This is a genomic window from Telluria sp. ZT3P25 (assembly GCF_059685895.1).
Genome location: NZ_JCASIJ010000001.1, coordinates 2,405,261 through 2,426,850, shown reverse-complemented (window position 1 = coordinate 2,426,850; position 21,590 = coordinate 2,405,261). Strand labels below are relative to the sequence as shown.

Annotated in this window: 15 protein-coding genes and 1 pseudogene; 10 read left to right on the top strand and 6 right to left on the bottom strand. The window is 63.8% G+C overall.

The genetic code is table 11. The annotated features are described in order from the left end of the window. Positions 1-116: 116 nt before the first annotated feature. Both AC56LY_RS10830 and AC56LY_RS10825 read right to left on the bottom strand, forming a co-directional pair. A complete protein-coding gene (locus tag AC56LY_RS10830) occupies positions 117-1,427 on the bottom strand; it encodes an NEW3 domain-containing protein (RefSeq protein WP_499579207.1) in 1,311 nt (436 codons plus the stop codon). A 133-nt stretch (positions 1,428-1,560) separates the two neighbouring features. Beyond that, a complete protein-coding gene (locus AC56LY_RS10825) occupies positions 1,561-2,112 on the bottom strand; it encodes a hypothetical protein (RefSeq protein ID WP_499579205.1) in 552 nt (183 codons plus the stop codon). Between the two features lie 317 nt (positions 2,113-2,429). Between AC56LY_RS10825 and AC56LY_RS10820 the strand changes: the two genes are divergently transcribed. The 9 genes and pseudogenes from AC56LY_RS10820 to AC56LY_RS10780 all read left to right on the top strand — a co-directional run bounded on the left by AC56LY_RS10820 (position 2,430) and on the right by AC56LY_RS10780 (position 14,010). Then, positions 2,430-4,127, top strand: coding sequence for a methyl-accepting chemotaxis protein (locus AC56LY_RS10820; RefSeq protein WP_499579203.1), 1,698 nt, complete (start codon positions 2,430-2,432; stop codon positions 4,125-4,127). Positions 4,128-4,144: 17 nt separating this feature from the next. Further along, positions 4,145-4,963: a CheR family methyltransferase gene (locus tag AC56LY_RS10815; protein ID WP_499579202.1), complete on the top strand. Its 819-nt coding sequence runs from the start codon at positions 4,145-4,147 to the stop codon at positions 4,961-4,963. Then, positions 4,960-5,451, top strand: coding sequence for a chemotaxis protein CheD (locus AC56LY_RS10810; protein ID WP_183553253.1), 492 nt, complete (start codon positions 4,960-4,962; stop codon positions 5,449-5,451). The genes AC56LY_RS10815 and AC56LY_RS10810 overlap by 4 nt, the downstream gene beginning before the upstream one ends. A gap of 17 nt (positions 5,452-5,468) precedes the next feature. Beyond that, entirely contained in the window at positions 5,469-7,037 is a 1,569-nt protein-coding gene (locus AC56LY_RS10805) for a chemotaxis protein CheW (protein ID WP_499579200.1), read from the top strand. A 267-nt stretch (positions 7,038-7,304) separates the two neighbouring features. Continuing rightward, positions 7,305-9,125, top strand: a pseudogene (locus AC56LY_RS10800) (type VI secretion system Vgr family protein); the annotation flags it as partial. A gap of 69 nt (positions 9,126-9,194) precedes the next feature. Beyond that, positions 9,195-10,046: a DUF2345 domain-containing protein gene (locus AC56LY_RS10795; protein WP_499582020.1), complete on the top strand. Its 852-nt coding sequence runs from the start codon at positions 9,195-9,197 to the stop codon at positions 10,044-10,046. 27 nt (positions 10,047-10,073) lie between these two features. Then, the gene (locus AC56LY_RS10790) at positions 10,074-12,119 is read left to right on the top strand and encodes a phospholipase D-like domain-containing protein (RefSeq protein ID WP_499579198.1); all 2,046 of its coding nucleotides are present in this window, start codon (positions 10,074-10,076) and stop codon (positions 12,117-12,119) included. Beyond that, on the top strand, positions 12,095-13,759 hold the full coding sequence (locus AC56LY_RS10785; protein ID WP_499579195.1) for an SEL1-like repeat protein: 1,665 nt from the start codon (positions 12,095-12,097) through the stop codon (positions 13,757-13,759). The genes AC56LY_RS10790 and AC56LY_RS10785 overlap by 25 nt, the downstream gene beginning before the upstream one ends. Then, positions 13,756-14,010 (top strand): PAAR domain-containing protein, encoded by a 255-nt coding sequence (locus AC56LY_RS10780; protein ID WP_499579192.1) that lies wholly within the window; start codon positions 13,756-13,758, stop codon positions 14,008-14,010. The genes AC56LY_RS10785 and AC56LY_RS10780 overlap by 4 nt, the downstream gene beginning before the upstream one ends. 17 nt (positions 14,011-14,027) lie before the next feature. Here AC56LY_RS10780 and AC56LY_RS10775 read toward each other — a convergent pair whose 3' ends face one another. Further along, entirely contained in the window at positions 14,028-17,225 is a 3,198-nt protein-coding gene (locus AC56LY_RS10775; RefSeq protein WP_499579188.1) for a hybrid sensor histidine kinase/response regulator, read from the bottom strand. A gap of 98 nt (positions 17,226-17,323) precedes the next feature. Between AC56LY_RS10775 and AC56LY_RS10770 the strand changes: the two genes are divergently transcribed. Beyond that, the gene (locus AC56LY_RS10770; protein WP_499579187.1) at positions 17,324-18,037 is read left to right on the top strand and encodes an SOS response-associated peptidase family protein; all 714 of its coding nucleotides are present in this window, start codon (positions 17,324-17,326) and stop codon (positions 18,035-18,037) included. On the opposite strand, the gene gudD is transcribed toward AC56LY_RS10770, so the two are convergent. The 3 genes from gudD to AC56LY_RS10755 are packed head-to-tail and all read right to left on the bottom strand — an operon-like array spanning position 18,038 to position 21,489. Continuing rightward, entirely contained in the window at positions 18,038-19,378 is a 1,341-nt protein-coding gene (gene gudD, locus AC56LY_RS10765) for a glucarate dehydratase (RefSeq protein WP_499579185.1), read from the bottom strand. Positions 19,379-19,416: 38 nt separating this feature from the next. Further along, complete coding sequence (locus AC56LY_RS10760) at positions 19,417-20,385, bottom strand: Bug family tripartite tricarboxylate transporter substrate binding protein (protein WP_499579183.1); 969 nt, start codon at positions 20,383-20,385, stop codon at positions 19,417-19,419. A 30-nt stretch (positions 20,386-20,415) separates the two neighbouring features. Next, positions 20,416-21,489, bottom strand: a complete 1,074-nt coding sequence (locus tag AC56LY_RS10755; RefSeq protein ID WP_499579181.1) for a porin — start codon at positions 21,487-21,489, stop codon at positions 20,416-20,418. Between the last annotated feature and the right edge of the window lie 101 nt (positions 21,490-21,590).

The following is a 21,590-nucleotide window of genomic DNA, read 5'->3' as shown; positions in this document are numbered from 1 at the left end:
AGAGAAATACGAGGTGTCGGAGGAGGGTCGTCATGGCGCGCGAGAGTCTGGGAATTCGAAGGCAGCGCCGCCGGAGCGGCGCTGCGTTGGTTTTGCTATGGATTACGCCGGTTCACTCAGTCGATCTTCACGCCGAAGGCCATCGTGTTCGACTGACCCGGAAGCAGGATGCCGACATTGGCCGAGACGCTGCCGACCAGGCCGGCGGCCGGCGCAAGGATCGAGCCCAGCAGCGTGTTGGCCGGGGCGCCGGCGTGGTAGGTGGTGTTGGCCGGGATCGTGTCGGTCATGACCATGGAGTTGATGGTGGTCACGCCCTTGTTGGTGCCGACGATCTGGTAGCGGATGCAGGCGCCCGGCACGGCGCCGGACACGATCGGTGCGCTGCTGAACGCGGTATCGGCGGCGCCGTCGCAGTTGGCATCCAGGGCCTGGGTCTTGACCAGCTCGACGAGCGAATCGGCCGCGGCAACCGTGACGGCTTCGTGGATGCGGTCGGCCACGCCGGTGGTGCCCGAGATGGCGCGGAAGTACAGGTCGGTCGTGCCTGGCGCAGTGCCGGCTGGCGGGGTCACTTCGGCGGTCACGCGCACGTTGGCGCCGGCGGCGACGGTGGCGTTGGTGATGACCGCGCCGTTGGCGTCCTTGAAGACCACGGTCCAGCCCGTTGGCAGGATTTGCGTGCCGAACGTGCCGTCGGTGCTGGCCTGCAGATTGAAGGTGTCCGGGCTGCCGCCGGTGTTATTCAGGAAAAGCACGAACGAGGTCATCGTGCCGGCCGTCGTGGTCTTGGTTTCCACGGCAGCGGCTTCGACGCCAGGCCCTGCGCCCGGTGCACCGGCGCCGGCCGAGTTGGCGGTGATGTCGATCACGGCGCCGGCGGCGACCGTGGTGGTGTCGATGCTGGTGGCGGCGATCGCGCCGTTGAAGCCACTGGTGGCGCGGACGGTCAGCACGTTGGTGTTGCCGTTGACGGCGCCGGCCGGCAGGGTGGCGACGGCCACGAAGCGGAAGGTGGTGCCGGCAGCCAGCGCGCCGGTGGTGGCGATCGGGGTTGCATTGTCGGCCACGCCGTCGCCGTTGGCGTCCGCGTAGAACACGACGCCCGTCAGGTTCAGCGCGCCGGTACTGGTTTGCGACAGGGCGAAGGTGTCGCTGCCGTTACCGGTGTTGGTCACGCTGTGGGCGTAGGTGACCGAGGTGCCGGCGCCGGCGCTCTTGGCGGTACCGGCCGGCATGGTCAGGCTGGCGACTTGCTGCACGGTCGTGATCACGGTGTTCGACTGGACCGTCCTGGTGCCGGTGGAATCGTTATAGGTGGCGGTGGCCTGGTTGGTGATCTGGGTGCCGGCCGCAGTGGCGGCGTAGGCGCCGTTGGCGGTTGCCAGCAGCGCTGCTGCGGCGACGAGCTTGAGATGGGTTTTCATGGCTGCTTCCTTGTAAGGAGACGTTGGTGCGTCAGGGTTGAACCGGGTTCTTGCGGTACCAGGTAGTTAATAAAATGACAACTATTTCTGCGGTATTCGAGCGCGACGCCGAAGCGTCAGGCAGGTCAAGGGGTTATGAGCGGGCCAGTCTGGACGACGGCGGCGCAGCGACACGCATGCGCGAGGTCACGGTGGCGGCTTTGCCGGGCGCGAGATCGCCCAGTTCCCAGCGCAAAAAGCGATATTGCTCAGGCGGGACCGGCTCGACGGTCCGGCGACCGTTGCGGATGACCTCACGGGTCAGGGGCAGGGGACTGAACTGTTTGCCATCGAGACTGGCCTGAACGGCTTTCGGCGCTGCGCTGCCGTCGAGGTAGACCATCGCGCCTTCAGGCACCGGCAGCGTCGCTGCGACTGCCTTCGCGGCCAACTTGCCGTTGTTCTGGTAGGTGACCTGGTATTCGATCGTGTCGCCAGGATTGGCTTCAGTTGCAGGGACCAGCTTTTCGCCGCCCTTGTCCTGGGTGACGACCTGGAAGGCTTGCAGGCGCACGTCAACGGTCTGGGAATCGGCAGCAAACGCTTTGGTGCCGGTGAGCAGCACCGTCCAGAACAGCAGGACCGTCAGCCAGCGCATGAACAGCGGGTCGGTGTGGGTCGTACGGTTGTTTGTCGAGTTCGTCATGGTATCGGTTTTACTGGATTGTTGATGCAGCGAATTTTATCGACTTTGCCGACTTTCTCAAGAAAAATATTTCGTTTTGATCGATTTAGTTGTTTCACGTAAACACTGTATTGACCTGATTAGTGGATGAATAAGCCGCACAACGGCCAGCAAGGCCGCTACGAAGGTCATGATGTTGTTTCAAAGCAACAAATATCCATGGGGAATCAATACATTGGATTTGCTGGATTTACTGTGTTTGCCAAATGGTGCATTATTCACGCATGCCTCTGCGTCGTGTGGCCCCGGCGCTCCTCCCCACCTCATTCATTGAATTTATGGAAACGATCTATCTGGAATCGCCTGATGCGCTGCAAGACCTGCGTGCGATCTATTCGGCGCTCGACGGCGCCCAAGCCATTGTCGAGTTCGATTTGAACGGCAACATCCTGCGTGCCAATGACAACTTCCTGAGCGTGACGGGGTACACGGACGCCGAGCTGGCGGGACGTCATCACTCGATGTTCTGCGAGCGCGAGCTGATCGATTCGCCCGCCTATGCGCGTTTCTGGCAAGACCTTGGCCTTGGCAAGTCCGACCGCGCCGAGTACAAGCGCATCGCCAAGGGCGGGCGTGAATTCTGGATCAACGCGTCCTACAATCCGGTCAAGGACAGCTCGGGCCGCGTCTCCAAGATCATCAAGTTCGCCACCGACATCACGGCCGAGAAAATCCGCGCCGCCGAGACGACCGGCCTAGTGTCGGCCATCGGCCGCGCCCAGGCCGTGGTCGAATTCGACATGAGCGGCATCCTGCTCGACGCCAACGCCAATTTCCTCGACCTGCTCGACTACGCGCTGGAAGACGTGCGCGGCGAGCACCACCGTGTGTTCTGCGATGACGAATATGCGTCCAGCGCAGCGTATCGCCGCTTCTGGGGCAAGCTCAACCGCGGTGAATTCGACGCCGGCCGCTACAAGCGCCACGGCAACAACGGCAAGACCGTCTGGATCCAGGCGACCTACAACCCGATCTTCGACGCCAACGGCAAGCCGGTCAAAGTCGTCAAGTTCGCCACCGACATCACCGCCCAGGTCATGCTCGAAGAAGCTGCCGTGCAGCGCGCCGAAGACGAGCGCCGCAAGGTCGGTCTGCTGCTCGAGCAGGTCGCGCGCGCCTCGGCCGGCGACCTGACCGGCACGATCGACACGGGCGGCACCGAACCGCTCGATGAACTGGGCCGCGGCGTCATGAAGATGATCGGCGACCTGCGCGGCGTGATCGGCGACGCCGTCTCGGCCGCCGGCAAGCTCAATGTCTCGTCGCGCAGCATCGCCGACCGCTCCAACACGGTCGCCGCCAGTGCCCAGGCACTGGGCGCGACGGTGGAACAGATGAATGCGTCGGTCGATGGCCTGACCGCGTCGATCAACACGATCGCCCGCAGCACGCAGGAAGCCAACAGCCTGGCCCAGTCGACCCGCGACGAAGCGGAGATCGGCGCCAAGGCGATTGCCCGCTCGATCGAAGCGATGGCGATGATCAACCAGTCGTCCGAAGACATTGGCGAGATCGTCAAGGTCATCGGCGAGATCGCCGGCCAGACCAATATGCTCGCCTTCAACGCCGCCATCGAAGCGGCGCGCGCCGGCGAGCACGGCCTGGGCTTCTCGGTCGTGGCCGACGAAGTGCGCAAGCTGGCCGAGCGTTCGTCGCAGGCGACCAAGGAAATCTCGAAGCTGATCAATGAGTCGGTGCGCCGCGTGGCGCAGGGCAGCGAAATCTCGCGCCAGGCCAGCGAAGCGTTCGACCGCATCACCAGTGGCGTCGGCAAGACCTCGCTGGCGATCGCCGACATCTCCGACAGCGCCAGCGAGCAGTCGCTCACGGCCAAGGAAGTTTCGGCCGCGATCCTCTACATCGCCCAGGAAACCGAGCGGTCGGCCGGTTCGTGCGACAGCATCGCCCGTTCGACCGAAGGCCTGAACGAGCACGCGACCCACCTGAACAACACTGTCGCCCGCTTCGTGGTCTGAAGCACGGGGAAACGGCCATGGAACTGCGCGACGACCATCTCTTTGCCCTGATCGCCCTGGTGCGCCAGCACACGGGCATCGCGATGAACGAGCACAAGCGCGTGCTGCTGCAGGGGCGCCTGCTGCCGCGCCTGCGCGCGCTGGGTATCGCCTCGTGGGCCGGCTATATCGAGCGCCTGGCCAGCGACCGGACCGAGGTCACGTCGTTCATCGACTCGGTCACCACCAACGACACGGTGTTCTTCCGCACGCCGGCCGTCTGGGCCTGGCTGTCGGAGACGTTCCTGCCAGCGTTCGCGGCGCAACACCGCGCGGCGCCGCTGCGCATCTGGTCGGCCGCCGCCGCCACCGGCGAAGAAGCCTATTCGCTGGCCATGAGCTGCCTCGAATACCAGGCGCACGCACCCGGCCTGCGCTTCGAGATCCTCGGCACCGACATCTCGCATGCGGCGCTGGCCACGGCCCGCGCCGGCGCCTACCGCGGCCGCAGCGTGGCACGCTTCGAGGCCGATCGTCCGGCCCTGTTTCGCAAGTACCTGATCGCGCATGGCGATGGCGTGCAAGTCGATCCGGCCGTCGCGCAGCACGTGCGCTTCGACCAGCACAACCTGCTGGGCCGCCCGCCACGGGGCGCCGCGTTCGACCTCGTCATGCTGCGCAATGTGCTGATCTATTTCGACGCCGAGCACCAGCAGCAGGTGCTGGCCGGCGCCCGGGCCGCGATGGGACCAAGCGCCCGCCTGGTCCTGGGCGAACAGGAATCCATCACCCGCCTGCAGACCGCGTTCGCGTTCGAGCAGGCCCATGTTTATCGTATCGGCGGAGAACCATCATGAGTATGCAAAGCCTGAGCCAGATGTCGCATGTCCTGTCCGGCCAGATGCAGATCGGCCACGGCCACCAGGTCCTGACCGCGCTGCTGGGCTCCTGCGTCGGGATCGGCATGATCTGGCGCAAGCAGGGCCGCTGCGGCCTGGCGCACTGCTTCCTGCCCGATGGCGTCGAAGCCGGTGAGGGCTCGGCCCGTTACGTGAGCGCCGCCGTGCCGCGCCTGCTGGCGATGATGGGCGTGCGGCGCGAGCAGTACGACGAAGTCGACGTCGTCATCGCCGGCGGCGCGCGCATGCTGAACCTGCGCCCGGTGGGCGGCGCGGTCGGCACGCGCAATATCGAAGCGGCCCGTTCGCATTTGTCGCTGCGCGGTCTGCAGGTGAGTTTCCAGGACGTGGGCGGCTCGCAGGGCCGGCGCCTGTCGATCGATTGCGATCAGCAGACGTTCAGCGTGGTGCGCATCGCGCGCGAACAGGAGGCGCTGGCGGCATGAACATGGAGACTGCAACGATGACGGATGTTCACGCGGCCGTGACGGCCATCGAACGACAGATGGCCGGTGCCGCGCGCGTGCTGCGCGAAGCAGCCGGCATGGAAGTGATAGGGACGTTCTTCCTGGCCGGCCAGGAGTTTGCACTGCCGGCGTTGAACGTGCGCGAAGTAGTGGGCATGCCGGCGCGGATCACGCCGATCCCATTGTCGCCATGCTGCCTGGAGGGCATCTTTACGCTGCGCGGCACGGCGATCCCGCTGCTGAACCTGGGCCGCATCTTTGACGCGGCCGCACCCGGCGTGACGGGCGAGCAGCGCGTGGTGATCATCGATGTCGACGACATCCAGGTGGGCCTCGTGTTTGACGCCACCGGCGAAGTGCTGCGCGTGCGGCCCGAGCAGCGCGCCGGCCTGTACTGGCAACAGGGCGCTGCGCGCGGCGTCGTCGCCGGCACGATCACGCTGGCCGATGGCGCGCGCGTGCTGCAACTGCTCGACGCCGATGCGCTGGTGCGGATCGACAACGTGCCCCAGGTGCGCGCCCACGCCAGCGTGGCGCGCGACGCCTGGCGCATGCGTTTTTTGCGCCAGGCGCAGGGCCGCAAGTGCATCTCGTTTACCGTTGGCGGCCTGCGCTTCGCGCTGGCGATGGAAGCGATCCAGGAAATCATGCGCGTGCCCGAACTGCTGCCATCGGTGATGGTGGGCCGTCTGTGCAAGGGCTGGCTGAACCTGCGCGGCGTGCCGGTCGGCGTGGTCGATTTCGGCGCGCTGCTCGGTTGCGGCCCGTCGCAGTCGGAGCCGCTTGATGCGCGGGTGCTGATCGTGCGCATCGGCGACGAACAACTGGGCCTGCTGGTCGACGCGGTCGACGATATCCGCCCGTACTTCGACACCGACATCCTGCCCATCCCGCTGCTGGGCACCGCGCGCGGCGCGATGTACCGCGGCTGCCTGCCTAACGGGGAACTGGGCGACAGCCTGTTCCTGGACCATGACCATCTTTTCTCGGAGTCGGAAGTGAGCGACATCTGCGCAGGCCATCGCCGCCTGTATGCACAAGAAGCCGGCGCCGCGTGCGCTGCCCGCAAGATCACCGGCGCGCGCCAGGTGTACCTGGCGTTTTCGCTCGATACCGGCTGGGCCGCCGACATCAGCCAGGTACGCGAAATCGTCGACTTCGACGGTGCCGTCACCCGTCCGCCCGGCATGCCGGCCTGCGTGCACGGCATGCTTCAGGTACGCCAGCAGATGGTGTGCGTGATCGACCTGCGCCTGTTGTACGGCATGGCGCCGCTAGCCGCAGCGCCGGCGGCCGATGCGGCGCGCCGCATCCTGGTGCTCGAGCACGACGGCGAGCGGTTCGGCCTGATCGTCGACCGCGTCGACACCATCCTGTCGCTGCCGGACACCCAGCGCCGCCCATCGCCGCAACTGCTGCGCGTGAACGGCCCGCAAGACATGCGCCAGGACAGCGCCGAAGTGCTCGAAGTACCGGGCATCGACGGGCGCGAGGACGTGCTGACGCTGTTCGACAAGGAGAAGTTCATCGTCACGCTGCGCCAGCAGTTGGGCGCGGTGCATTGAACTGCACGCCCTCCAACGGATTCAATGGCCCTGCGGGGCCTTTTTTTTTGTGCACGCAAAAGCAACCTCGCAGCTTGCCGTGATGCCCAGCGACGCTTTTGGTCAATCAAGTTGATCAATAACGCATTGTGGCGCTGTGGAGCAAACGCAAAACAGCACATTGACGTTGGTCAACTTTGATCTGGCGGCATCAGCGTAGTGTAGCGGCTGAACTTTTTCTGTCGCGTTCGCTGCAGGGAGTTCATTCCTCCTACCCCAGGATCACACATGGCTATCGATCGCCGCGCGTTTCAAGACCTCTTGCACGATCAGCAGCACAATCGAATCCTGCGCCTTTCGTTTCCGAACGACGATGCACCGCGCGCCCAATTCCTGGTGAACCGGATCGATGCAGAGGAATACCTGTCGCGGGATTTCATTTTCACGGTCGAGTTGCTGGCCGATGATCCCAATATCGCGCTCAAGGATATGTTGGCAAAATTGCTGAATATCGAACTCGTGCGCCAGGATGGCAGCCTGCGCTATTTTTCTGGCTACGTGTTCAGCTTCCGTCGTTGCCGATGCGATGGTGGCGTCACTTTCTATGAAGCCATCCTTGGCCCGTGGCTGAAATTCCTGGCATTGCGCAATGACAGTTATCTGTTTCATGGCATGCGCTTGCGAGCGCAGGCCGATGACATCTTTCGCGACTATGGCGTGTTGTCGCGCTGGGAATGGCGCGTGACGGCGCAGGATCCGGTGATGCACGATGCCTGCCAGTTCAACGAAAGCGACTTCAATTACCTGAGCCGGCGCTGGGAAGACGCTGGGTGGTACTACTGGTATGAGCACGACGCTGCTGGTCACACGCTGATCATTGGCTGCAATTCCACATTGGCGTCGCCGATCGACGGTGGTGCCGACGTGCGCTTTCACGGAGAAGGTAATGCACTGGAAGAAGATGCCATCGATTACTGGTCGCAGGTAAGGCATCTTGCGGTATCAAGCGTCGCGCTGAACAGTGTTAATTTCAAAAATGCGAGACCGCGCAGCGTCACGACGCCAACGGTGAGCAAGCAGGGCCTGGTGCCATTGATCGAATCCTATGGATATGCTGGCGCCTACGGTTTCAAGGACTGAAATCACGGAAATGCGCTCAGCCTCGTTCGCATGGAAGAAGTAGAAGCCATCGCCAAGCATATCGATGCCAGGGGCAACAATCGCTTCCTGATGCCGGGTCGCTGGTTCCGTCTGCTGGGCCATTTCAATTACGGTATAACGCGCGAGGCGAGCAGGCCCGGGAAGGACGAGTTTCTGATTATTTCGGTACGCCATACTGCGACGAACAACTATCTGCAAACGGTGGGAGAAAAGGTCTCCTATCGTAACTGGGCGACATGCTCCGCCAGATCCGTCCCCTGGCGACCGGGGCGGCATTTCAACAGCACGGAGACACGGATTCTCGCGCCGCAGACGGCGATCGTCGTGGGTGACCCTGGCCAGGACAGTATCTGCACCGATGAATACGGCAGGGTACGCGTGCAATTTCATTGGGATCGCAAGGGCAGCAACGATGACCGTAGTTCCGCCTGGATCCGTGTGTCAAGCGCCTGGGCGGGCGCAGAGTTTGGCGCGGCAGCGATTCCCAGGGTGGGTACGGAGGTTGTCGTCCAGTGGCTGGACGGTTGTCCGGACCGCCCGATCATCACAGGGGCGGTCTTTAACGGCAGTAACATGCCGCCGTGGGATGTGCCCGGGCAGCGCGCGTTGACGGGCCTGCGCAGCCGCGAGCTGGGATCCGGGGGCAGTTCTGCGGACGGGCGCGGCAATCACCTGATCCTTGACGACACGAGCGGAGAGATCCAGGCGCAGCTCAGAAGCGATCATCAGCATAGCCAGCTTTCACTGGGCCTCATCACGCGCATCGAAGACCATCGTGGTCGCAGGGACAGGCGTGGGGAAGGGTGGGAACTGCGTACCGACGGGCACGGTGTGGCGCGCGCGGCCAAGGGCCTGTTGATCACGACCGAGGTGCGGCAGGCTGCCTGCGGGACTGTCAAGGAAATGGGTGAAACGGTGAGGCAGCTGGATGCCGCACAGGCATTGCACGACGCGCAGGCAACGTCCGCATTGAAGGGATTTGCGCAGGACAATGGACAGCAGCACAGCGTCGCCGATGTGCTCAAAGCGCAAAACGATGCGATACGGGGCGCAGGCGAACAGTTCCCGGAGCTTGCTGAGCCACATCTTGTTTTGTCCAGCCCGGCCGGAATCGAATTGGCCTCGACCAGGTCGGCCCATATTGCCAGCGGCGAGCACATCGCGCTGACGGCCGGCCACAACCTGTCGATCGCAGCTGGTGACAGCCTCTACGCGAGCATAAGGCAGACACTGCGTTTGTTCGTGCATAAAGCGGGCATGAAGTTCATTGCCGCCGCCGGAAAGATCACCGTGCAGGCGCATGACGACGACATTCAGGTGATCGCCGACAAGGTGCTGGCGCTGATCAGCCAATCCGACTGGGTCGATATCCGGGGAAGGAAGGGGGTACGGCTGCACGGCCCCGGCGCCATGGTTGAAATCACCGACCGCATGCAGGTATTCGCGCCGAAGCCGACGCTCTTTCACGGCAACCTGGAAACGCTCGCGCCCCAGAACCGGCCGCAGCCATCGCAGGAGCACAAGATCACCATCGACGAGGCGGCCACGCCCGAAGATCCGAAACAGCTCGTGTTGACGCTGCAAACGCATCGTGACAGCGGCCGCCCAATCGCCAACATGCCGTACAAGCTGTTCAAGAACGGCAGCCGGTTCGACGAAGGCATCACCGATGACCTCGGTCGTATCGCCATCAAGCATACAAAAGGAACGCAGGCTTACTCGGTCGAGCTGGCCAATGGTGATCGCTACGATCTGGCAGCCTCGGAGAAGTTCGATTCGACGAACCACGCTTTGTACACCGAACAGTCCTTGTCGAGTCAGGGCGCACGCGCGCTTGATGGTTCGGCAGATGGCCGCACCCCAACCTGACTTTTCATGAACAGAACAGGAAACGACATGAGCGCCGAAACTTATCTGCGAACCGAGCAGGTGCACATCAACGAAGTCAGCTGCCATGCGAATTCGACCGTTCAGTGGTTCGCGGAAGTCAGGAACAAGAAGGGAAGCGCCACCCATCCGATCACCCACAACAATCGGCTAAGGCTCCTGGTCTGCGGCAAGGAGGGTTTCGCCGCCATCGCCAAAGACATCGCCGAGGCCAAGGAAAGCATCGATCTGGTGTGCTGGGGCTTCGATCCCGGAATGGAGCTGAACCGAAATGGGTACATCTGGCCACGGGCCGACACCTATGGCGATCTGTTGATCGCGGCCGGACGGCGGGGCGTAAGTGTTCGCTTGTTGATCTGGTATAGCTGGGTCGGCGGAAAAAAACAGAAACACATGCCGGGCCATACCCATGGCACTTCACCCTGGTATACGCAGAAAAGCGATCTGGTCGGCCAACAACTGCATGCCAAGGCCAGTCTTGAAATGATTCGTGAGCATGCGCGTGAGCATCGCCATCAAAAAAAATGGAATATTTCGGGCGACGAGTTGGGCGCCATGGCGAAGGAGGAGTACTGCTGCAGCTGGTATCGCGCGGCATTCAAGAATCTGCTCACCGGCATCAGCATTCGCCTGCGCGATGGGGACTGCAACAGCAACGAAAAATCGCTCGGCCATGAGCGGGGGCGACCCGATTTCAGCGAGAGTTATTTGCTGGAGCATCATGGAACCCACCATCAGAAGCCGGTACTGATCGATTTCAACTACAAGCAGGGCGAAAAGGCCGTCGGTTATGTCATGGGACTCAATTCCATGACCGGCTATTGGGATACCGAGGAGCATTGCGTCGACAATTTATTGCGCGAGGAGGGCCAGGCCAGTACGCTGAAAGAGAAAACGCAGGGCGTGGGCGGCCAACACGATTTTGAAACGCTCAAGCCATTGCGCGATTATGCCTGCCGGATCGAGGGTGGCAGGGCGCTCATACCATTGCACGAGAATTTTGAGCGGGCGTGGGCGCGTGCCGGTAACGGAGACAATCCTCACGCCAAGACAGCGTCCTACGTATGCAGTACACCGCCCTCGGCCCTGCTGCGTAAGGCGACCGGCGGCGACTCGACGGTGCAGATTGTCCGCACCCAGCCCGAGGAAGACGATTTCACGATCAAGGAGATTTACTTCAATGCGACCCGCGTCGCGGCTGGCGGGGGCGGCTATCTTTATCTGGAAAACCAGTATTTCCAGTATCAGGAATGGGCCGAGCATTTGCTCGCAATCCGCAAAGAGGTGCTCGCCGGGTGGAATCGTAACTGCGCCAAGATCGGCAAGGGCAGTGAAGATGTGCCCGTGATGCACGTGTTTGTCGTCATCCCGGCGCCGGAGTCGGCAGGGATGATCCCGCGTACCTACGAGACGTTGGCGCCGCTGGGGCAACAGGGCGGCTTGACGCAACAGGTCGACATGATCGACAAGACCAATGAACAAGCCAGGCTTGATCGAACGATGCCGAAGCCTTTTTTCGGGGATGCCGTAGACAGGCGGGCGAGTGCGCCAAGGCCATTGCCGGAAGTCGTCGTGGCTGCTAACAGGATCGACAAGCCGTCCGCCCTCATTCTCGAAGACAAATTCGGTCTGAGGGTCTGCGTAGCCGTGCTCAACGCCTGCGAATTCAACCAGGCACGGCGCGCATGGCGTTACCGCGAAATCTATATTCACTCCAAGTTGCTGCTGGTCGATGACTCCTTTTTCACGCTAGGCAGTGCGAATTTGAATCAGCGCAGCATGGCGGTCGACAGCGAGATTAACCTCGCCACGAATGATCAGCGCCATGCAACCGCGTTGCGAAAGCGGATCTGGTCGACGCTGGCGACTGAAGAAAATAACGGCGGTAACGCGACACCGAAAGAGATTGAAAAGACCTTCAGTGACTGGGTAAAGCTGATGAAAGTCAACAAAGACAGGCAGAAGGCGCGATCAAACAAGCCAGTTGACAAGCAGATGGAAGGGTTCATCGTCCCGCTCGATGATGGGCGATGCTCAATCGTGCGAGTCGCCTGATCATGTGGGCGCGTTCCATCGATCTTCCTCGTGGTCGCCGCAATGCGGCGACCGTGATCATCGTTCTTACTTTCATGACGGGCTGCCATATGGACAAAGCCAAGGTTCCGCCACACATGCAACCGTTGCCGCCGTTCGATCCGCATATCGCATCGTTCGAGTGCCAGACCGAAGCGAGCAAGGTGCCGCCGATCGACGCCCAGGCCGACGACTGGTTCCTTGAGGCACGCGCGCTGGAGGATCGTACGACCTTCATCGATGACCGCGACTACAAGAAAATTGTTCAGCTGACGCGCCAGGCGGCCGAGCGGCATCACTGGAAGGCGATGCTAAACCTGGCCAGCCTGTATGTGGAAGGCCTGGATCCGCCAAATGGCGAGGATGCGGCGATGAGGCTGGTGTCGCAGGCCGTGGAACTGGGCATTCCGGCTGCTTATGACCGGATGGGCACTTATTATCTGAATGGAACGGGTGTGTTCGGAAATACGGACCGTGCTTACGCTTTTTTCCAGAAGGCGGCGCAGATGGGCAACCCGCAGGCGATGGTCTTTCTCGGTGAAAAGATCGATGCGGGAGCCGATGGCCTTGTACCTGGTTATTGGGGCAATATCCCGATTGCGATCAAGATGTTCGAATGCGCGCTGGCTCAGGGATATGGCCCAGGAGCGATAGAGATGCAACCCATGTATATTGTTCCTCGGGCCCTGGACGGCACACAAGTGGGTGAGCGATCCCGAGCAACCTTCGACCGCGTAATGCGGGCGATGCACGAGGGCGTGAAGGGCGGCTGCGAGTTTTGTTCGGACAACATTGGCAGCGAGTTCGACCGTCCGAGCAATCTGGCAACCATGTTCGTGCCCTTCATCGACAAGGCGCGAGGTGAGCGTTACGAGATGCTGGGGAAAGCGCTCCGTTTCAATCCTGACCGCCGCTTCCCGAACCTGGACAAGATCGTGCCCCTGCCGGCGGCCGTGCTTCCGCCCTGGGACGGCACGCGCGAGAGCCTGCTCGCTGCCGCTATGCCCGTCGTGCCTGCCCCGGTAATCCCGTCACCGACAGAAGCCTCGCTGAGGAAAGGTCGGTACTTCCTCGACAGCGCCTACACGTTCCGGCCACTCGCCGAAAATACCGATGCCGTCCAGGCCCCCGTCGCTGGCTACTGGCAACCAAAGGCACCGCAGGAAGCGGGCGAGGTGCGCGCTTTCCTGGCTACGATTCCTCCGGGGCTGTACGGCAAAGCAGAGACGTTCGAGCAGCCGCGCTACACGAACGGCACCGGATCCAGGGCGATCACCGGTCTGCTCTGGCAGCGGGTACTGACGATGCATAACGATGGCGGCGCGGTCGCACCGCGCACGGCGCTCAGGCTGTCGCGACAAGTCCCACGGCTGGATCCTCCAGTAAGCTGTGCGGGTGACAAGGCATGCGCGCGCACGGGCACCTGGCAGCCATGGCTCGCGCCCGGGCATCCGCTGGAATACGAAGTCAATCAAGCGTGGCGCCAGCGCTGGCTGACGGCAGGGCAGTCATTTCCCGATCCGAAGCGCGACTGGATGCTGCCCCTTGATGCGAGCGAACTTGCCTGGCATCTGATCGAAGCTGAACAGGTCGATCGCGGGCATACGAAGGAGGACAAATGAAACACGCAGGCGGCAGTGTCATTCGTCTCAACGACAAGACCGATCATGGCGGCCAGGTCATTCTGGTGTCTTCCGGCACCGTTGTCATGGGCACCGAAGCGGCCCTTGCAGGCGATACCACCTTTTGCCCGAAATGCAAGGGCCGGTTTGCGATCATCCCGGACGGTGAAGGTGCCCGGCATATGGGTCGGGCCTACGCCTACGACAACGACCTCACGGCCTGCGGTGCAAAGCTGATTGCATCGCTTTGACCCGCGGCCGTTTCAAGCTACGCCAGCCGCACCAGCAACGCCTCAAGCTGCTGCGCATCATACGGCTTGCCCAGAATCGCATCGGCAACGCTGGACGCCTGACTGGCCCCGCTGGCAAATGCGATGCGCGTCTGCGGCAGGCGCGCCTTGACCTTCAGGGCCAGTTCATCGCCTTGCATCTTCGGCAGGTGCAGGTCGGTCAGCACGATGTCGGGCGCCCGGTCCAGCAAGTCCAGCGCGGCTTCGGCATCGGCTGCTTCCAGCACCTCGTACCCCAGAAAACGCATCAGTTCGGCCGTATTCTCGCGGATGGCGTCGTCGTCCTCCACCAGCAGCACGCGCGCCTTCGAGGTTGTCGGCACTGACGCCGGTGGCAAGCTTGCCGCCAGCAACGCATTCTTCTGCTGCTGGTTCGACAGCACGTGCCGCACCTTGCGCGCCAGGTTGTCGCGCGTGTACGGCTTGCCGAGCAGTTCGACGCCGGCGTCGAGCCGCCCGCCGTGCACGATCGCATTCTCGGTATAGCCCGATGTGAACAGCACCGCCACGTTCGGCAGGCGTTCGCGCGTCTTTTTGGCCAGCTCGGGGCTGCGCAGCGGCCCGGGCATCACGACGTCGGTAAACAGCAGGTCGATGTGGATGCCGCTGTCGACCACGGTCAGCGCCGCGCTGGCGTCGTTGGCGCGCAGGACGCGGTAACCCAGGTCGGTCAGCATGTCGACCACCGTCAGGCGCACCTGTTCGTCGTCCTCGACCACCAGCACCGTCTCGTGGCCGCCGGTGACGGGTTGCAGCAGCGGCTCGCCCGCATGGTCCTCGACCTGCAGGGAGCGGGGCAGGTAGATCTTGATCGTGGTGCCTTCATCGACCTCGCTGTAGATCTTGACGTGGCCGCCCGATTGCTTGACCAGGCCATACACCATCGACAGCCCCAGGCCCGTGCCTTTGCCTTCGGGTTTGGTCGAGAAGAACGGCTCGAAGGCCTGGTCGATGACGTCCTGCGGCATGCCGCTGCCAGTGTCGCTCACGGCCAGCATCACGTACTGGCCTGGCGTGACCTCCGGGTGCGCCAGGCAATAGGTGGCGTCCAGCGCTGCATTGGTCACTTCGAGCGTCAGGCGCCCGGCGCCTTCCATGGCGTCGCGTGCATTGATCGCCAGGTTCAGGATCGCGTTCTCGAGTTGCGCCGGATCGACCTCGGTGGTCCAGAGGCCGCCCGAGATCACCATCTCGATGTCGATCTCTTCGCCCAGCGCGCGCCGCATCATGTCGTCCATATTGCCCAGCAGGCGCCCGATCTTGACCGCCTTGGGTTCGAGCGGCTGGCGCCGTGCGAACGACAGCAGCGAGCTGGCCAGCTTGGCGCCCCGTTCGACGCCGCTCATCGCGTTCTGGACGCGCTTCTGGATCTCGGGCAGGCCGTCGGCGCGGCGCGCGATCAGTTGCAGGTTGCCGCCGATGACCTGCAACAGGTTGTTGAAGTCGTGTGCCACGCCGCCGGTGAGCTTGCCGATCGTCTCCATCTTCTGCGCCTGCTGCAATGCCGCCTCGGTACGCCGCATGACGTCCATCTGCGCCAGGTCGGCGCTGATGTCGCGGCCCACGGCGTGCACGTACTGCAGGTCGGGCGACGCGGTCCACGACAGGTTGCACCACGAGCCATTCTTGCGCTGCCAGCGGTTCTCGAAGCGGTACACCTGGCCACCGGCCCGCAGCGCCTCCATCTGCTGGGCCGTCACGGCGCGGTCGTCGGGGTGTACGAGCGCCAGCATCGGCGTGCCCAGCACCTCGGCCTCGGTCCAGCCCAGGATGGCCGTGAAGGCCGGATTGACGGCGAACAGCGTGGCATGCAGATCGGCCACCAGCATGATGTCCTTCGACAGGCGCCACATGCGGTCACGTTCGGCGGTGCGGCGTTCGACCCGTTCTTCCAGGCTGGCATTGGACAAGGCCAGCGCCTCGGATGCGCGTTTCTGGTCTTCGATGTCGATGCTGCTGCCGATCCAGAGCGATGCTTCGCCAGCCTCGCCAGGGGAGCGGTGGGCGCGCACCAGATGCCAGCGGTACTGGCCGTCGTGGCGCCGCAGGCGGATTTCGGCGTCGATCGGCGCGCCCGTCGCCACGCTGGACTGCCACACCGCGCGGTAGCGCGCCAGGTCGTCGGGATGCACGATCGCCTGCCAACCCAGGCCAAGCGCCTCGTCGGGGGAGGTGCTGCAGCCGGCGTATTCACGCACACGGTCGTTGATCCACTCGACGCTGACGTCATCGTGCGCAGCCCACACATGGTTGGGCATCGCCTGGGCGAAGGTGCGAAAGCGCGCCTCGCTCGCGCGCAGCGCGCGCTCGGCGTGGACCCGCTCGGTGACGTCGTTGCCGAGCACGAAGGTGGCGAACACGGCGCCATCGGCGTCGCGCAGCGGTTGCAGCACGACATCGATGAAGGTGCGGGTCGGCCCGTCCTGGCCGGGATTGTTCAGTGCCAGCTCGACTCCCTCGGCGCGAAATGCCGTGCCATCGGCGAAACTCCGATCGAGCTGTTCGACGAGGCCATGCGCGGCCAGTTCGGGCAAGGCCTGCGCCACCGGCATGCCGAGCAGGGGCCGCCTGCCCGTCAGCGTGCGGTAGGCGTCGTTGGCCAGCGCGTAGTGATGTTCGGGGCCGTCGAGCAGGCAGATGAACCCTGGCGCCTGCTCGAACATCGTGTGCAGGCGCGCGCGCTCGGCCTGGATATGGCGTTCGGCCTTCACCTTGCTCGAGGTCTCGACCACGACCGCCATGACGCCGGCAATGACGCCATCCTGGTCGCGGATCGGCGAATAGTCGAGGTTCATCCAGACCTGCTCGGGCGCGCCGCTGCGGTGCAGCGTGAGTTCCTGGTCCTGGTAGCTTAGGGTACCGCCCGCCAGCCCGACCCGCATCACGTTGTCGTTGAATTCGGCCACTTCGGGCCAGCCTTCGCGTACTTTCGAGCCCAGCAGTGTCGGGTGGCGCCCGCCCGCGAACACCCGGTAGGCGTCGTTGTAGATCATGTAGCCGTCCGGGCCCCACAGCGTGACGATCGGCGTCGGCGTGGCCATGATCAGTGCGACGGTCGTTTTGAGCACGGTTGGCCAGGCGTCGATCGGGCCGAGAGCGGTGCTCTGCCACGGATAGGCCAGGACCAGGCGCGAGGTTTCGTCGTTTTCGGGCAGGAAGGGCAGACTGACGGGCATCGTGGGTAGAATGCTAAAAAAAGACGCTGGTATTTTACACTTGTACTGCCGAGCAGTGCCGCGCCTTTACCTTCAGGAAATATTTCAGGAGCTGCGTCATGTGCGTGAACTACCATCCCCCGACGCCCGAGATGTTCAATGGCCGCATCGGCGCGTTCAGCCAGTTGCCGCACGACTGGCAGTGGCCCGAAGAAACGTGGAAGGATTACGATGCGCCGATCCTGTGCGCCGCGCCCGGGCTGGCGCCGCAGGCCCGCGTGGCGAGCTATGGCATGGTCCCGCGCCGCCATATCCCGCCCGACGTGAAACCGTTCGACACGATGAACGCGCGCGCCGAATCGCTCGTTGCGCGCCGTTCGTTCGCGTCCGCTTGGCGCCGCCTGCAACTGTGCGCGGTGCCGATGCTGTGGTTTTACGAACCGTGCTACGAAAGCGGCCGCGCTGAACGTACGGCGATCGGCATGCGCGACAAATCGCTGTTCTGGGTGGCGGGGCTGTGGCGCGAATGGCAGGAAATCGACGGCAGCATGACCAGCGCCTTTACCCAGATCACGATCAACGCCGACACGCATCCCTTGATGCGCCGCATGCACCGGCCGGGCGACGAAAAGCGCTCGCTCGTGCTGCTGGGCGACGACGAGGTGCGCGACTGGCTGGGTAGCCGCGACCTCGACGTGGCGCACAGTTTTCTGCGCCATTTTCCGGCCGAGGCGATGACGGCGTGGCCGGCGCCGCTGGCGCCCAGGCGCGCAGCGCCGTCAGCCTCGGCGCCGACCTCGGCGCCGATGCCTGTCAACGGTGAGCTGTTCTGATCAGCGCAGCAGGCAAGGGCGCTTGTTGTCGAACTTCCAGTCGCGGATCAGGTATTGCATCGCCACCGCATCGTCGCGCGCCCCCAGGCCCAGGTTTTTGTAGGCCTGGTGCGCTGCTTCGAGCTTGTCGGCATCGAGCTCGATACCCAGGCCCGGGCGCGCCGGCACCTGCACCATGCCACCTTCGATGCGCAGCGGTTCTTTGGTCAGGTGCTGGCCATCCTGCCAGATCCAGTGGGTGTCGATGGCCGTGACACGCCCCGGCGCGGCGGCGCCCACATGCGTGAACATCGCCAGCGAAATATCGAAGTGGTTGTTCGAATGCGAGCCCCAGGTCAGGCCGAACATCTCGCACAACTGGGCCACCCGCACCGAACCCTGCATGGTCCAGAAATGCGGGTCGGCCAGCGGGATGTCGACCGACTGCAGCTGGATTGCGTGGGCCATCTGGCGCCAGTCGGTCGCGATCATGTTGGTGGCCGTGCGCAGGCCCGTGGCGCGGCGGAATTCGGCCATCACTTCGCGGCCCGAGTACCCGTTCTCGGCGCCGCACGGGTCTTCGGCATAGGCCAGGATGTCGTGCTTGTCGCGGCACACGCGGATGGCGTCGGCCAGCAGCCAGCCGCCATTCGGGTCGAGCGTCACGCGCGCCTGCGGGAAGCGTTCGTGCAGGGCGACGATCGCCTCCATTTCTTCATCGGCGCCCAGCACGCCGCCCTTGAGCTTGAAGTCATTGAAGCCGTAGCGCGCGCGTGCCGCTTCGGCCAGGCGCACGATGGCTTCCGGCGTGAGCGCTTGCTCGTTGCGCAGGCGCAGCCAGGGATCGACCGCATCGGCCTCGCTGCGGTAGCCCAGCGGCGTCTTGCCGCTGTCGCCGACATAGAACAGGTAGCCCAGCATCTCGACCGCCGTGCGCTGCTGGCCTTCACCCAGCAGCGCCGCCACCGGCACGCCCATGAACTGGCCAAGCAGGTCGAGCATCGCCGATTCGACGGCCGTGACGGCGTGAATGGTCGTGCGCAGGTCGAACGTCTGCAGGCCGCGGCCGCCAAGGTCGCGGTCGGCGAACGCGCTGCGCATCGCGTTCAGCACCTTGTTGTAGTCGCCCAGTGTGGCGCCGATGACGAACGGGCTCGCATCCTCGATGGTCTGGCGAATCTTTTCGCCGCCGGGCACTTCGCCCAGGCCGGTATTGCCGGCGCTGTCGGTCAGGATCACGATATTGCGGGTGAACCAGGGGCCGTGCGCGCCGCTCAGGTTCAGGAGCATGCTGTCCTGACCCGCGACGGGGACGACGCGCAGGCTGGTGATGACGGGGGCATTTGCCGAAGTAGGGGACATGATGGGCTGCTTGAAAAAAGTGTTGAACGGGTCTGGCGTCAGTCCAGCGTAATCTTGCCGTTGGTGATCACCTCGCGCCAGCGCGCCAGCTCCTGCGCCTGGAACTTCGCGAATTGCTCGGGCGTCGAGGCGACAATCTCGAAGCCCTGTTCGGTCAGTTTGGCCGCAATCTGCGGATCGTGCAGCGCGCCCGTGATGGTCGCGTGCAGCGTGGCCTTCACATCTTTCGGCAAGCCCTTGGGCGCCGCGATGGCCTGCCACGAATAGACGTCGACTTCCTTGACGCCGGCTTCGCCCAGCGTCGGCACGTTCGGCAGCACCGCCGAGCGCTTGCTGCCCGTGACGGCCAGGGCCTTGAGTTTACCGGCCTTGATATGGCTGAGCACGACGTTGATGTTCTGGAAGGACGCGTTGGCATGGCCGCCCAGCAGGTCGGTGATCGCCGGTGCGCCGCCCTTGTAGGGCACGTGCAGGCCCGAAGTGCCGGTCTTTTGCCAGAACAGCGCCGTCGTCAGGTGGTCGGAGCTGCCAGCGCCGGACGTGGCGAACGTGATCTTGTCGGGATTTTTCTTCAGGTAGGCGACGAAGTCCGCGACCGTGGTGGCCGGCACCGTGGCATTCGTCACCAGCACGTTCGGGGCCTGCACGGCCACGGTCAGCAAATCGAAGTCCTTCGACGGATCGTAGGGCAGTGTCTTTTGCAGCAGCGGATTGACCGAATACACGCCGATGGAGGCGACCATCAGCGTGTAGCCATCGGGCGCCGCGCGCTTGACGTAGCCGCCGCCCAGCGCGCCCGTGGCGCCCGGACGGTTGTCGACCACCCACGGCTGGCCCAGTTTGGCGCTGACCTTCGGACCGATGGCGCGCGCGATGGCGTCGGTGGAGCCGCCCGCCGGGAACGGCACGACGACATTGATTGCCTTGTCAGGAAAACCTGCTGCCTGCACGCCACCTAGAATTGCCAGTCCGATGAACAGGGATGAAACCTTGGTACGGATCGTCATTGTGTCTCCTCGTTGTTATGGTGTCAGGACTCAGAAGCTGTGGCGCACGCCCAGGTTCCAGGCGGTGTCGCCGCTGCCCGATTCGGTATTGTTCGCCACCGTGTAGCCGGCGCCGTTGCGGTTGTCGACCTGGCCATAGGCGGCGTACAGGCCGGTGCGCTTGGACAGCGCGTACAGGTAGCCGATGCCCCAGGCATTGGCGTCCTGGTTGAAACGGGTGCGGTCATCCTTGTGCAGGACCGACGCCAGCAGCGTGCCGCCCATGACCGGCGCCGAGATGCCGAGCAGGTAGCTGCGCCCGTCCGTCGACGGCGTTGGCCGCACGCCGCCGTACGGGTTGTTGGGGTTGATCAGGGGCGCGGCGTTGTCGCCCTTGTCGCTGCTGATCCCCGAGTGCAGCTTGATCCAGCCGGCGTTGTACGAAGCCGCGAGCAGGATGTTGCGGCCGATCGACCGATCCACCGCAGGCGTCGCGCCAGTGGCGGCGACATCGGTGTTCTTGTTGTTGTAGACGAGGCGCACGGCCAGCGGGCCGGCCGCGTAGCCAATCGCGCCGCCGAACTGGCGGCCCGCGGCCGAGCGGCTTTGCTCGCCCACGCTGTAGGCCAGTTCACCGTCGAAGCCGTTCTTCTTTGGCGTGGCGTAGGTGATCGTGTTGCTGGTGCGGATATTGGTGCCGTTGTGGGGGAACAGGCTCTTGGCGCTGCCCGCATAGCCGGTGTTGAACGGATCGACGATCGAGACCATCGCCGTGTGATACGGCGTGTACTGGCGCCCGAGCGCTACCGATCCTAACCTGGTGCGCAAGCCGACGTAGGCCTGGCGATTGAAGATGGTGCCGGCGGCGTCGATTTCGCCGGTGTCGATCTTGGTGCCGCCTTCGAGCGTAAAGAAGGCAGCCATGCCGTCGCCCAGTTCTTCCACGCCGCGCAGCCCGAAACGCGAGGCGGCGGCGGCGCCGCTGGTGACCTTGGTGACGCGGCCGGCGGTACCGCCATCCTCGACGACGATGGCGGCGTCCACAAGGCCGTAGAACGCGACGGACGTTTGGGCATGGGCCGTGCCGGCGCCCAGTAACAGGACAAGCGCTGCTGCTGTTTTCAAGACTGTCTCCTTTGTTATGTGGTCGGACCTTATGCGATCCGTACGCAGCCTTTGGCAGTCGCATGCCTGGGGCTGGGTCCATCATAGAGCGGAGATCAATG

Coding starts and splice junctions, on each gene's coding strand:
- AC56LY_RS10830 (WP_499579207.1), bottom strand. CDS start 1,427: ATGAAAACCCATCTCAAGCTCGTCGCCGCAGCAGCGCTGCTGGCAACC.
- AC56LY_RS10825 (WP_499579205.1), bottom strand. CDS start 2,112: ATGACGAACTCGACAAACAACCGTACGACCCACACCGACCCGCTGTTC.
- AC56LY_RS10820 (WP_499579203.1), top strand. CDS start 2,430: ATGGAAACGATCTATCTGGAATCGCCTGATGCGCTGCAAGACCTGCGT.
- AC56LY_RS10815 (WP_499579202.1), top strand. CDS start 4,145: ATGGAACTGCGCGACGACCATCTCTTTGCCCTGATCGCCCTGGTGCGC.
- AC56LY_RS10810 (WP_183553253.1), top strand. CDS start 4,960: ATGAGTATGCAAAGCCTGAGCCAGATGTCGCATGTCCTGTCCGGCCAG.
- AC56LY_RS10805 (WP_499579200.1), top strand. CDS start 5,469: ATGACGGATGTTCACGCGGCCGTGACGGCCATCGAACGACAGATGGCC.
- AC56LY_RS10790 (WP_499579198.1), top strand. CDS start 10,074: ATGAGCGCCGAAACTTATCTGCGAACCGAGCAGGTGCACATCAACGAA.
- AC56LY_RS10785 (WP_499579195.1), top strand. CDS start 12,095: ATGCTCAATCGTGCGAGTCGCCTGATCATGTGGGCGCGTTCCATCGAT.
- AC56LY_RS10780 (WP_499579192.1), top strand. CDS start 13,756: ATGAAACACGCAGGCGGCAGTGTCATTCGTCTCAACGACAAGACCGAT.
- AC56LY_RS10775 (WP_499579188.1), bottom strand. CDS start 17,225: ATGCCCGTCAGTCTGCCCTTCCTGCCCGAAAACGACGAAACCTCGCGC.
- AC56LY_RS10770 (WP_499579187.1), top strand. CDS start 17,324: ATGTGCGTGAACTACCATCCCCCGACGCCCGAGATGTTCAATGGCCGC.
- gudD (WP_499579185.1), bottom strand. CDS start 19,378: ATGTCCCCTACTTCGGCAAATGCCCCCGTCATCACCAGCCTGCGCGTC.
- AC56LY_RS10760 (WP_499579183.1), bottom strand. CDS start 20,385: ATGACGATCCGTACCAAGGTTTCATCCCTGTTCATCGGACTGGCAATT.